Raw genomic sequence first — 13,736 nt, 5'->3', positions numbered from 1 at the left:
TGTCATCGATATTACTTAATTATTTGTTAATTATATTGCTTATCATTCTTATAGGCCATGTAATATACCTGCGGGAGAACGGTAAGCGAAAGCAACATGCAGACGATCAGCCCTCCCACGATCATGATGGCCAATGGTTTTTGGACTTCCGAGCCCATCCCTGTGGACAGTGCTGCAGGCAACAGACCCATTGCCCCCATCAATGCGATCATCAAAATCGGCCTGATCCTGGAATAAACCCCATTGGCGATAGCCTCTTTCAGTGGAACACGATCCATAAGTTGCTGCTTGATATTTCCAATGAGGACAATTCCATCTATGGTGGCCACTCCGAATAAGATTATAAACCCAATTCCAGCCGAAATCCCAAAGGTAGTCCCCGTCAACCATAAGGAGAGGTAGCCCCCAATAAATGCAAAAGGAATGGTCAAGAAAGACACCAAGGTATCCTTGAAATTCCCTTGAAAATTCATGTATAGCAAAAACATGATCAAGAGAATGGAAACGGGTACGATCAAGGCCAATTGCCTGGTAGCACGCTCCTTGCTTTCGAATTCTCCAGCCCATACCGTGGTAAGGTGCGCTGGGAAATTAACTTTTTCCGCTACGCGTCGCTTGGCTTCTTCAATGGTGCTACCAAGGTCCCGCCCTTCAATACTGAATCCGATTCCAATATACCTGCTGTTATCCTCTCGATAGATAAAAGCCGGTCCCGTATGGAAATCCACCGTGGCAATTTCCTTGAGGGGAACCTTGCCCCCATCCATCGTCGGTATAAGGATTTCCCTTATCCTGTCCTCATTGTCTCGGTAATTTTCTTCATACCTGACACGGACATCAAAGATCCTTTCACCCTCGTAAAAATTGGTGGCCGCTTGTCCACCGATGGCCATGGACACCACTGCCTGGGCATCGGCCACATTTACGCCATACCTGGCCATTTTATGGTCGTGCAGTTGGATACGAAGCTCAGGCAGTCCAATGTTCTTGTACACATTCAGGTCCTCAATGCCCTCAACTCCTTCCAAAGCCTTGGCCACTTGGTCAGCATATGCTTCCAGTTCGAAAAGGTCATGCCCGAATATTTTGACGACCAAAGAGCTTTTCACCCCGGCCACATATTCCTCCACGTTATCCTGAATGGGTTGACTAAAGCCGAGCACGACCCCGGGATATATAGACAACTCTTTTCTTATTTCCCCAATCAGGTCATCTTTGGAGATGTCCCGTTCCCAATCTCCCTCAGGGTACAACTGAACATGAAATTCAATGTTAAAAAAGCCCGTAGGGTCGGTACCGTCATTTGGCCTTCCCGTCTGGGTGAGCACAAACTTCACTTCCTCAAAGGACCGCACCTTTTCCTTCATTTCCTTGGTGATCCTGACAGACTCGGTGAGGCTTATGCTATTGGGAAGCGTGGCCCTGGCATAGATCGCTCCTTCATTTAATTTCGGCAGGAATTCGGATCCATGCTTGGAAAACCCTATGATACTGGCTATCAACAGCCCTCCAAATACCGCGATGGTCGCCTTTTTGTTTTTGGCACTCCATAAGTACAATCGGTACAATCCCTCCCTGCTCCCCCTGGTAATCCGGTTATCCTTCTCCACAATGTCCTTGGTCAGCATGACCTTGCACATGGCTGGCACGTAAGTAAGGCTAAGGATAAGGGAACCTAGCAGTGCAAAGCCCAAGGTATAGGCCAATGGGCTAAACATCTTGCCTTCCACCTTCTGAAATGAGAATATGGGCATCAAGGCCACGATCAAAATGATCAGGGCAAAAAAGATGTAATAGGCTACACTGCCAGCACTTCTTTTGATAATTCCGGATTTCGAAATCTTGTTGAACCGCTCCATGCCCAAGTGGTGTGCCTTCCGCTCCAAGCTGACGAAGACTGTTTCTGAAATCACCAATGTCCCCTCCAGCAGCAGACCAAAATCTAGGGAGCCCATGGATATTAAATTGGCCGGCATTCCTAAGATCTTCAGCATGATGATCGCAAAAAGGAATGCCAAGGGAATGACACTGGCCACGATTACGGTCATCCGCCAATTGTACAGGAATATGAAGACCACAATGGACACCAAGATGATCCCTTCCACCAAATTTTTGGTCACGGTATTTACTGTAATGTCTACCAGTTCTGTCCGGTCCACAAACGGCTCAATTTTCACATCTTTAGGAAGTATCCTGGAGTTGAGTTCGGTGATTTTTTCCTTCAGGCTCCCAATCACTTCATTGGGGTTTTCTCCCCTGAGCATGATTACGATCCCTTGGACCAGATCGTCTTCGTCCTGAAGCCCCACTTGGCCTAATCGGGGCTTAGCGGAGACCTCTACAGAAGCCACATGTTTGACGAGTACTGGAGTTCCTTTGTTTTCTTCAACGATGATATTGCCGATATCATCAATATGATCCAATAATCCTATCCCCCGAACCACATAAGCCTGATCGCCACGCTCGACCACATCCCCTCCTACGTTCACATTACTATTGCCCACAGCTTCGAATACATCGAGCGGAGAAAGGTCGTAATTCGCCAGTTCGGTAGGATTGATTTTGATTTCATAGATTTTCTCCTCTCCCCCAAAACTCACAATGTCGGCTATGCCCGGGACCGCTAGCAATTCCCTTTCCACCACCCAATCATGCAATGCAGTGATTTCTTTGATAGGTCGATTGCTACGCAAAACATATCGGTATATCTCCCCTGTAGCTCCAGATGGCGGCTCTATTTCAGCATCCGCCCCATCCGGAAGGTTTACGGACTGTAGCTTATTGGCCACATACTGTTGGGCGTAAAAGTCATCAGATTGATCAAAACCGATGGTGACCACAGAAAGTCCAAATAAAGAAATGGACCTTACCGAGGTCTTCTTCGGCACCGTATTCATCACCTTTGAAATGGGCAGGGTGATAAACTTCTCGACTTCTTCAGCACTCCTTCCCGGCCACTGGGTAATAATCCGCGCCCGCGTATTGGTCACATCTGGAAAAGCCTCTATCGGGGTTTTGGTATAGGAAACGATTCCTGCTACTACCAACAGTAGGATGGCAAAGAAAACCAGTACGGTATTTCTAAGGGAAAAAGCAACAATTTGCTGGACCAGTTTATGCATATCGATTAGTGGTTAAGCTGGTTTTTTAACTGTTCATAGATCAAGAGCTGATTAGAAGCCACTACCTTTTCACCTTCCTCTAAACCACTTTTAACGTACGCTATTCCCTCGTTCATCAATAGCAATTGGATGTTCTTAACGCGAAGGTCACAATCATCCTTATAAATGACTGCGTAGTAGGTGCTGTTATCGAAAACAAGGGTATTGGCGGGAATGCTGATGGCCGTCTCGTTCCGTTCATTGGCCACAGTAACATCCACTACCATTCCTGGTTTCAGCCGATGGTCTTGATTGTCCAGCACCACCCTTCCTTTCAGCACCTTTTCTTGATTTTGGAATATTTCCGAGAGGTGATCAATCTGTCCTGAAAAAACATCATCCGGATAAGACAAGGACGAAACGGCTGCTGCCATCCCTTGATGGATCTGGGAAAGGTTGCCTGCATAAATATTGACCATGGCCCATACCGCATCCAAGTCCGCCAAGGTGAATAATGGGGTATCATCGGCTACAATCTGCATTCCAGCGGTTATGTTCTTTGCGGTAACCACACCAGCCGAGGGAGCGAAGACCTGAAAGACGCTCCGTTCGGGACTGGCGCGGTATAGGGATAGATTAGCATTGACTTTCTCCAACTCAGCCTCAAGTGAAAGCTGGAGGCTCTCTGCCTCCATAAAGTCACTTTCTGAAGCAAGTTTGTCCTCAAACATTGACTTTTTGGCTTCTAGTTGTCGTTTTGCTACCCTGATTTCACTTTCCAATCGCTTTTTGTCTGCTTGAAGGGCGCTAAGCTCTGGGCTGACAATGTCCATCAACAACTGGCCTGCTGCTACTTGTTCTCCCAAGGAAAAATAGGTTTTGGTCACCACCCCGCTTACAAGGCTTGTAAAGTGGATCACCCTATCGGGATCAGGCTCTATTTTCCCAGTTAGGGGCAGGGATTCTTTGATTTTCACCTTCTCCGCACTGACCAGACGCATTCCTTCTTTGAGCTTTCCTTCCAAGCATAGCCTTGAAATTTGGGCATCTGGTTTAGCCGTTTTCCTAGGACCACAAGCCATCAGCGTGGACAATAACAAAACGGCTAAAAACCCATATTTTTTTATTTTTCTGTACACTTCCATCTTATTTGAATCTTTTAAATATCCCCGTGAATGGTTGATTGCAATGTTTCTATTTTATTCTTGATGGACCTTTTAGTATCGAGAAGGATTTCTTTGTTTTCGAGATAGGCCTCCAAAAAATCCAAATACTCCAACAGGCTAATATTCCTTTCAGTGAAATTTCTGATGTAATTTTCCAAAAGCCTATCCAGCTCCTCGTCATATTGTCCGTCTATGTCTTGATAGAACTCAATTTCCTTCATCAGGGAAAGGTATGCTCTGCGCACTTCGGCCAAAACAGTGGCTTGCTTGTATTGGGACCGATAAGCAGCCTGTTTTTGGTTAAGCTGTGCCCGCTTAATATTACCCTGATTGCGGTCGAAAAATGGCAGATCGATACTTGCCCCAAATCCAATAAAATCCAGCATGAAGTTCCCTCCTCTATCGTAGCCTACCTTGAGGTTCAGGTCTGGAACCCGCTGAGACTTTTCAAAGGTCAACTGCTTTTCTTGCATCGTTTCCTCCAGCATGGCTCCTCTAAGATCCGGCCTGTTTTCCAATGCCCTGTTCTCCAATTCGCCAAGCGTTATTTGGACTATTTTTTCAAACTCTGGAAAGCCCTCTTCCAATTCCAATTCCAGTATGGTCCCTGAGGGAAGGTTCATGAGTAGGGAAAGTTCTTGCTGTAAGGAAATCAGGTCTTCCTCTGTTTCAAACAAGGCTTTCTTCAGTTCCAATTGGGCAGCCATTAACCGGACATACTCTGCTTTACCAGTATTTCCAAGATTTACCTGCTTGCCCATTGCGACTTTTAATTGGGAAAGGGATTCATATTGCCCGGTCAAAAGGGATTTGCTCCTTTCCAGGTACTCCCATTGGTTAAGCAGTTCCCTAAAGGACTGTTTGAGCTCTCTGAGAAAATCCTTGAAATAGGCCTCTGATTGTTCAACAGCAACTTCCTCCACCGCGATAAGTTTTCTGCGCTTCCCTGCCGTTTGAACGAGTTGCTCAAGCGCCATGGACATTTGAAGGTTTTTGCCAAATCCTCCTACCAGAGGGGGTAATTCCTCCCCAAAATACCCCAGCTGCCCAGGCGACGCCCAAAGGTTTACTTCATTGATTTCCAAACTGGGATTGGGCCAAAGTTGGGCCTGCCATTTTTGGGCGAGTGCTTTTTCAATCTCCAGCTTTTCGGCCAAAATCATGACGCTGTTTTGGAGGAGATAGGCCTCACAAGAAACCCTGTCCATCCTGAGGGTATCAGCCTGAGCCTGATTTGAAAGCGATTGGCCCCGAAGACTTGGGACACCGATCGCTGTCATCATAACTAGGAATAATAGGTAATAAATGTGTTTGTTGCGCATCTTTGCCTGTTCTTATACAGGTCAAAGGACATCAAAACGACCTTAAAAAAGCCTTAATGGAAATAAAGATTACCTTAAAGGTAAGCGCAAGGTGAATTTATTAGTGTTCTTTTCTGGGATGGAATAGGTAATATCTCCTTCATAAACCTCCATGATCTTTTTGACCAAGGCAAGTCCAAGACCATTGCCCAAAATGCCCTTACTGTTGACACCTCTAAAATAAGGCTTGAACAGGTACCTCACTTCTTTTTTGGAAAGGGTTTCTCCTTTGTTGGTAAATTCGATGGACAACATTTCCTGACTTACCTCTATCAGGATATTGGCCATGCCGCTATGCCCATATCTGATGCAGTTGGTAAGAAGGTTTGACAATGCCGCCCGGATCAATGATTCGCTTCCCGAAAACACCAATGTTTCAGGGGCTTCGATACTGCTCCCAAAATCTATTGAAAACATAAAGTCCGGATAAATGACCGACAATTCTTCGCACAGGTCAAAAAGCAACTCATCCACCCTTAAGCTTTTTTCTTCCAGCCCAGTACCGGTATCTTTTTTTGATATCTCCAGCAAGACATTAATCACCTCGGAGATTCCCATCGTCATGTGTTTCTGCTTGGCCAATAATTCTTTCAATTCCTGACCATCTTCCATTTGCTCCATTTTCTCGAAATTGGACACCAGTACAGCAAGTGGCGTTTTGAGTTCATGGGAAATATGATGCGTGGCATTTTTCTGGAACATAAGGGCCAGGTCTATGCGATCCAGCAGCTCATTGAACTTATCAACCAAAGCGTCCAACTCCACGGACTTGCCCTGAGGAGAAAGCCTAAATTTACTAGCTCCAATTTTATACTTCTGAATGGCCATAGCCACTTTATCGATAGGTGCGGCGATGCGTTTGGAAAGAAAAAAGGTAATTACTAATAGCAAAAAGGAAATAGCAATAAAGGTCCCGATAAGGATATTCCTGAGAAAATACAAATTGGTATACCCAAATTCATCATAGGCCTTATATACCCCATAGTAGGCATTTTCACGTGTCTCCCAATACATTCCGACCACATCATAATCTCCTTCTTTGATGGCCACCCAACGGACATTGGGAGACAATCCACCCAGAATTTTCTCCAATGAGGTAATCTGGGTATCATCGAGCGACCTATATACCTGTTCTTTTTTTCCATTAAAAATCACCAACTTTTCATTGAGCATAGAGTCGATCGTGGCTCTTTTAAAGGATTTGAGCATTTCCGAGTCCATCTCTGTAAATCCGGACAGGTAATAGAGTGTGGATTTGATTTTTTCCTGTTGTCTTTGATGAAACTCCTCTATTCTATATTGCTTAAAGACCAGATATACAGTAAGTAGACATGCTCCTAATAGGGGAATAATACCAACAGAAAAGTAACGGAGTATTTTTGTTCTAATGGTCATCTTCCTGTTTGTAATAATAACCGTAACCTATTTTTGTCCTGATGGCTGATTTTCCAAATGGCTTGTCAATCTTATTCCTCAAAAAATTGATATAAACTTCGATGGTATTTGTAGAAGAGGATATGTCAATCGAAGTACCCCATATCTTCTGGATCAATTCTTTTTTTGACACAGGATTTCCATTGGCTTCCATAAGGGACTCAAGCACCTGGTATTCTCTGGGTGTCAAATCAATAACTTTCCCTTCTTGGGTAACTTCTTTGCGATTTTTATCTAGCTGAAGCTCCCCTATAACAAGAAAATTATTTTCAACTGCAGTTTTACTGCCAATACCACGCTTAACTAATGCCCTAATTTTCATCAGCAGTTCCTGCATGTAAAACGGCTTAGTAAGATAATCGTCTGCCCCTGCCTCGTATCCCATCACCTTATCTTCCAGTTCATTGAATGCAGTTAGCATCAGAACGGGAGTATGTGGGTCAAACTTTCTAAAATGTTTACATAGTTCAAATCCGTTCCAACCAGGAAGGTTAACATCCATTAATACACAGTGGAATGCCTCACGTCTGAGCAGCTTTGAGGCAATCAAGCCATCAAACACCGGAACAACCTCAAACCCTTCAACAGTAAGGGTATCAGCAATATTTTTGCTTAGTTCAGCATCATCCTCAACAATTAGTATTTTTTTCATCAGATTAGTATATAATAATGCAATATAAGCATCCCTTTATGTAGGTCTCTCCCATTCAATTTGTAGATGGAAACGGATAAAACAAATGGACAGTTGCCCTATAGAAAAGACTTTTCTATTATAACAATAATACCTAGCTTGGATTTGAAAATTTAATCAAAAACAAGACGATTATCTCTCTAAAACTCGAATTTCAATTACTCCCCTGTAATTCAAATGAGATCAGTATTGATCCCCTACTTTTAAAAGTTGGTTCAGAACAATCTTTTAAAACAGTTTAATTTCCCCACTGTCTATGAATAAATTCGAAAAACACTCGGTTTTATTTACATTGGTTTTGCTTTTCATGTAGATTTCATATCAAAATGAAATCAGGAGTGGCTAGAAACAAAAACCCAAAAAGAAAAAGTATCACCAATACCGAATAGTAATAAAGATATCAACAAGGAAAACATATTTTTCTCAATGGTTCCCCAATGATTAATTACCCCAGGGCCCTTCATTTTTTTACTTTCAGTAAAGCAGTCATAATTTTTTAATAACTCCTCCAAATCCACCACAAAGCTGTTCAATATAAATACCGAATGGTCAACAATAAGTAAAAAGCTGCATTATATAATGCGGCTTTTTTTATTTTAGATCAAACTGCTTTGAAGTTTACTTTTAAAAATATGAGCACCAAAAGAGATTATTTATTTCAAAATCTTATCATAAAATACCGGATCAATTAATATTATCCTCAAAGTTTTAATTCCTATTTTTTGATCCTACCTTCCAAAGGTTTTTTATTCAATTTAGAATAACATTTGGGCAGTCAAATATCTTATTCTCTTTACATGATCCAACAATAAATCAAGCTCTAAATAACCAAATCTTACATAATGGTTATTCTAGGCTTTGGGTAATAATAAGCCGTAAAAGATAAAAACTATCGGGCAATTATTGAAAGAGAGAGACAAAGCTGCATGTACTCAGATGACAAAATTTCATGGAAAATGCTTTTACAAAGTGTTTGTCCAATGACTTGAAAAAATCACTATCATAATATACACCACTTTAATTGGCCATTTCTGCCATTTCTATCCCCCCAATCGATTTCTTAGTAAGCATAACCTATATCTTCTTTACTTACAATGGCATAATCACTAAAAGCATATCTCACTTCAAAGCAACACTGGTTTTAATAGCCTAATTTTACAACCTAGAGTTACAATATTAATTCCAACAATAGCTTACATAAATTTATTTTATCGTAACTGATCCAAGAGTAAGTGCTCAATTGGATTATTAAAAACTGCTGAACCGCTTTTGATTGCCATTTTCGTAAAACTCTCTTCGATGCTCATTTTTTATGACATAAACTTTCCCATCCATGGTATGTTCAAATGTTTTCTCTTTTACAACGGTAAAGGTTTCCTTTGCCCTTTGGCTATTTTGAATCATTTTGTCATAGATAACCACATCCAGTTCCTCATTATTTAGATAATAATTCTTTTGAGTAAACCTTTTATCCAAACGTTCATCATAAATCTGCCTCGTAATTTCCAGAAAAGTCTTCATATCGATTAAGTTCCTCCACTGACAAAGTAACATTCAAGCTTTATCATTCTTCTTAATAATAGGATTCAATTTAATTTCCTAAAAAGGTGTTTTTGATTGAGCCCATGTCAAAAATGACTAAATTTTAACGCTTTTACTTACAGAAATCTGGATAGGAATTATATAATTCACAGTTCTATTTCTTACCCAAGAGAAACCAAATCACCTTACATTAGTGAAAAACAAATTAAGCTTCCCAAAAACCGGATACTCCAAAAAGACAAAGCTATTACCACTTCCATGTTTTTAATGAAGGAACCTGAACAAAACTATGCTTTCAGAAAACACATGGCAGGGAAGAAATAGATGTTTAAGACTTCGAATAAGTCTAAAATTATTCAAGGTTTCGTATTATGCCCTGCCTAAGCTCCGGAGCATTTTTATATGATCAAAAAGTGCCGCAAAAAAAGACCTTTTCACTAAATAAGGATGACCAAACTCCTTTGCTGTTTTTGAAACAATCTTTGACAGTTTTCGATAATGAACATGGCAAATATTGGGAAATAAATGATGCTCAACCTGGAAATTAAGCCCTCCAATTAACCATGAGAAAAACCTGCTTTTCGGTGCATAGTTACTAGTGGTGGCCAATTGATGCAATGCCCATTCATTATGAATTTCTCCCGCTTCATCAGCTTGGATAAACTTAGTGCCCGGTACAATATGAGCCGTTTGAAAAACAAGACTTATACAAATTCCGGTAACGAAATGCATACTTAAAAAAGCCAAAACAACAATATAAACAGGTAGTTGTACCATTATTAATGGCAAGATCAGGGCATAAGAATAATAAAGGATTTTCCAACCAGCAATTTTTAAAAGTTCTTTTTTGAAACTCCCTGATTTATTAAAAAAACCCATCTTATTATAGCGACAAGCCCTGACAAAATCCTTCATTGTAATCCATGAAATAGTGGAAAGTCCATAAAACAGCCAAATATATAGGTACTGAAAACGGTGTATCCAATATCTCTTAGCATTAGGGGAAAATCGTAAGAAAAATGGCACGTTAATGTCATCATCTCCTTTTTCTATGTTTGTGTAAGTATGATGAAGGACATTATGTTGGATTTTCCAAACGACAGAATTAGCCCCTATTAAATTCATAGTATAGCCCAAATACCTATTGACAATATGGTTCTTAGAATATGAACCATGAATAGCGTCATGCATTATACCCATTCCTACCCCTGCCATGCCAAAGCCGCTAATAATATATAAAGCAAAAAGCGGAATAGTGTGCTGTATTACTCCAGAACCAATAAAAACTAGGGGAATAAAGAAGATGGATAGCATAAAAATAGTTTTTACTACCATATTTCCATTTCCATATTGGCTAGTCCCACTATTTTTAAAATAGTCATTCACTCTAGTTCTTAATGTTTTGGCGAATCCTGATTTATTGCCATTTGTAAATTTTAAACTTTTCATTATACATAATTTATGAAGCTTTCACCTCAATTGACATCTTATACCATTCTGCATTTAGTAGAAATACTTCATTTGCAAAATTAGTGCTTGTTACTAAGTTGAAGCTTTTATTATTATAATACCTTACACAATGATCAATAGAGATTGTATATATCACACTTATAGTATTATTTAAATATTATTTTTAATAATATTGATTACCCTTATGTATTCTTTGCAAGAGGTTGGATATCAATTTTAGTTGATTGGAAAATCCGAATCTTTTAAAAAGTGAACGATATTACCAGGTTAATTTAAGCTTGGAATTATTTATAAGATTTTTGAATTAGATACCTCTTTTCGCATTCAATATACATGAGTTTCAAGATCAATTCATTTTCTTTATTATCAATTTGGTTTATATGGATGTTTGGGAATTCCTCGAAATGATCCAATTACTGGCTGATGGTAAGGAAAACATTAAACCAAAAAATAGCTTTAAATTTACCGAAATGCTATCTTACTTTTTATCCACAACAGTCCAGTTTTATTTTAAGAATTACAGTCTATTCGCTTAATAACTTTTGCTTTTACCATACCATAGATCAATGATTTTCCTTATCAAAAAAATCCAAACAGGACTTGTAATAAGCGAGACTGAAATAGTTGAAATCACTAATTGATAGGTGTGTTCTGAAATAAGGCCGGTGTAAAAACCTGTTGCTCCTAAGATAAAGCTAAACTCCCCAATCTGGGCCAAGATAGCCCCTGTAAACAAACTGTTTTTCCAAGATTCACCCAAAAAACGAACAATTATGGCATTAATAAAATTATTTGTCATAAAAGCCAATAAGACCATAATGATGATTAATCCGGAGTTGGAAATTAAGAAATCCAAGTCTATCAGCATTCCTATTGACACAAAAAACAATGCCACAAAAACGATTCTAAACGCATGAAGGCTAGTATGAACCCATGTTGTTTCTTTGGCCTTCGAAACGATAATACCCGCCACAAAAGCCCCTAATGCTGAAGAAATCCCAAAAAAAGCAGTTAGAATAGAAAAACCAAAACAAAATGCGAAAGCAATAAAAACTTGTATTTCATGATCTTTTCTAATCAAATCTCCAAATGGCAAACTCACCTCCTTCTTTTTCAATACCCATATAGATATTCCAAGGATTAGCAATCCCCCCACAATTTGTTTGATAATATCAATAGCAACAGGAGTTGATCCAGATAGGTAGTTAAGTAAGATTAACATTGGCACTACCAAAATATCCTGCACCAATAAGATCCCTATAATGTTTTGACCTAAATGTGATGTAATCAAACCCTTATCTTGTAAATAACTGATAACTATGGCGGAACTGCTTAAACTAATAACCAGGCCAAGAACTATAATTTGAGTTAGCTGCCACTGGAAAATAGCTCCAACCCCCCAGATAGTGGCCAAACTAAAAATCACTTGAAAAAAAGTACCTATTACAGGTATGCGCCAATTGGCAATTATTTTTGGAAGAGAAATTTCCATTCCAATGAAGAAAAGTAATAAGACTAGCCCAAAAGAACCCAAATTGGAAATGAGTGATTCATCATTTACAAGTTGCATCCCATAGGGACCAAATACCACTCCTACTAAAATATAGGCTGTTAAATAAGGTTGCCCCAAAATTTTAAAAATAAAACTGACAACAATAATCCCAATGGAGAGCAAAACCAATATAGAAAGTATGGGATCTACTTGTGCTACAGTCAGAACACTATTAAAATTGATTTTTTCCATACCGGATCCTATTGTTTATTTATTCTTTAAAACATAAATCCGCCAAATTTGAAAATCCATCCTAATTTAGTTGATTGCCGTTTTTTGTTTCACCTAAAAATAGTCCTCCCCTATCTATAAACAACAGCTTTCACTAAATCAGAGATGCGTAAAACGATTAACTTGGGATTATTATACGTGTGACTTCCAATGTGTTCTATTTACAAAGAATCCTTATTATAGCTTCTCCTTATAAAACTTACAATTTTATTCATCCTATAGAACATATAAGGAGTCAATATCGCTGAAGTTCTGCAAATAACAACTCCAATTCAGCCCGGGTTTTCTTTAGCTTTTTGGATAAGCGATCAAGCATGCTATTCCTGTCTTCACTATCAATAATAAAATCATCATCGCTAAGAAAAGGAAACCTTCTTTTAAGCAAAATCTTCTGCTCTCTCCAACTCCTTACTATTTTCATATACTTTCAATCGATTTAACTTTTAATAAAATTATATTTTGCCCAATCTTCTTTTATTGGACAAATATCCTTTTAATAGATTTTTCAAAGACTTGTAATACGCCTTGAGATTTTTTTGTGATACCCATGACGCTGAACCAGGAGCTATATCAACAGTCATTTCGTCCAAGTACTTTAGAAGCTCCGGATAGTTTCTGTCAATATTTAAAATCAACTTTATAATAGCTCTGTTTATTTTCTCCTCGGACTCCATTTTAATATTAATTTACTGACCTAACTCTACTTCTTCATATCCACTTTTGATAATAGTAGAGATCATTTTGAACCTCATATTTGCTTTAATACTACTGGATAAATGAGCAGGAATAATAATAGACTGTCCTGAGTTTATAATTTTATGGCTACCATCAATGATGACTTCCGCTTTTCCCTCAACAACCTGAATGAAGTTATCATAAGGGGATTTTTTTTCTGACAGTATCTCTCCCGAATCAAATGAAAGAACAGTGATGTTTCCTGTTGCTTTTTTTATAATGCTTTTACTAATAATTGAATTTGGAAGATAATCGATCAATTCCACGATGATTAATATTTCTGATTTTCGCATATCAAAATGCCCCATGAGTTTTTATTTATATCCGTTTAAGAACCCAAAGACATGTAAGAACTAAACATGCTAAAATCACATAAATCTTATAGCCTTCTTTGCCATTATATTCAGTAAGTGCCCCAACAACAAGTCCTACACCAATCAAATTATCAACAAA

The 13,736-nt window shown here is 39.2% G+C and carries 10 protein-coding genes; all 10 read right to left on the bottom strand.

Annotation, left to right across the window (positions count from 1 at the left end; translation table 11 throughout):
* Nucleotides 1–26: 26 nt before the first annotated feature.
* The 10 genes from H7U17_RS19810 to H7U17_RS19765 all read right to left on the bottom strand — a co-directional run bounded on the left by H7U17_RS19810 (nucleotide 27) and on the right by H7U17_RS19765 (nucleotide 13,591).
* The gene (locus H7U17_RS19810) at nucleotides 27–3,122 is read right to left on the bottom strand and encodes an efflux RND transporter permease subunit (RefSeq protein ID WP_186758589.1); all 3,096 of its coding nucleotides are present in this window, start codon (nucleotides 3,120–3,122) and stop codon (nucleotides 27–29) included.
* 5 nt (nucleotides 3,123–3,127) lie between these two features.
* Nucleotides 3,128–4,246 (bottom strand): efflux RND transporter periplasmic adaptor subunit, encoded by a 1,119-nt coding sequence (locus tag H7U17_RS19805; protein WP_186758588.1) that lies wholly within the window; start codon nucleotides 4,244–4,246, stop codon nucleotides 3,128–3,130.
* A 14-nt stretch (nucleotides 4,247–4,260) separates the two neighbouring features.
* On the bottom strand, nucleotides 4,261–5,550 hold the full coding sequence (locus H7U17_RS19800) for a TolC family protein (protein WP_186758587.1): 1,290 nt from the start codon (nucleotides 5,548–5,550) through the stop codon (nucleotides 4,261–4,263).
* A 108-nt stretch (nucleotides 5,551–5,658) separates the two neighbouring features.
* Complete coding sequence (locus H7U17_RS19795) at nucleotides 5,659–7,023, bottom strand: sensor histidine kinase (protein WP_186758586.1); 1,365 nt, start codon at nucleotides 7,021–7,023, stop codon at nucleotides 5,659–5,661.
* Nucleotides 7,013–7,714, bottom strand: a complete 702-nt coding sequence (locus tag H7U17_RS19790) for a response regulator transcription factor (RefSeq protein ID WP_186758585.1) — start codon at nucleotides 7,712–7,714, stop codon at nucleotides 7,013–7,015. The genes H7U17_RS19795 and H7U17_RS19790 overlap by 11 nt, the downstream gene beginning before the upstream one ends.
* Before the next feature lie 1,287 nt (nucleotides 7,715–9,001).
* Nucleotides 9,002–9,274: a hypothetical protein gene (locus tag H7U17_RS19785; protein WP_186758584.1), complete on the bottom strand. Its 273-nt coding sequence runs from the start codon at nucleotides 9,272–9,274 to the stop codon at nucleotides 9,002–9,004.
* Nucleotides 9,275–9,664: 390 nt separating this feature from the next.
* The gene (locus H7U17_RS19780; RefSeq protein ID WP_186758583.1) at nucleotides 9,665–10,744 is read right to left on the bottom strand and encodes a fatty acid desaturase family protein; all 1,080 of its coding nucleotides are present in this window, start codon (nucleotides 10,742–10,744) and stop codon (nucleotides 9,665–9,667) included.
* A 553-nt stretch (nucleotides 10,745–11,297) separates the two neighbouring features.
* Entirely contained in the window at nucleotides 11,298–12,509 is a 1,212-nt protein-coding gene (locus H7U17_RS19775; protein ID WP_186758582.1) for a cation:proton antiporter domain-containing protein, read from the bottom strand.
* Nucleotides 12,510–12,783: 274 nt separating this feature from the next.
* Nucleotides 12,784–12,969, bottom strand: coding sequence for a general stress protein CsbD (locus H7U17_RS19770; protein WP_186758581.1), 186 nt, complete (start codon nucleotides 12,967–12,969; stop codon nucleotides 12,784–12,786).
* 265 nt (nucleotides 12,970–13,234) lie between these two features.
* On the bottom strand, nucleotides 13,235–13,591 hold the full coding sequence (locus H7U17_RS19765) for a cupin domain-containing protein (RefSeq protein WP_186758580.1): 357 nt from the start codon (nucleotides 13,589–13,591) through the stop codon (nucleotides 13,235–13,237).
* Between the last annotated feature and the right edge of the window lie 145 nt (nucleotides 13,592–13,736).

This window comes from Echinicola salinicaeni, assembly GCF_014280965.1.
In the GTDB taxonomy this organism is placed as follows: Bacteria; Bacteroidota; Bacteroidia; order Cytophagales; family Cyclobacteriaceae; genus Echinicola; species Echinicola salinicaeni.
The sequence above is the reverse complement of the archived record's forward strand: the minus strand, read 5'-3'. Positions and strand labels throughout refer to the sequence as shown.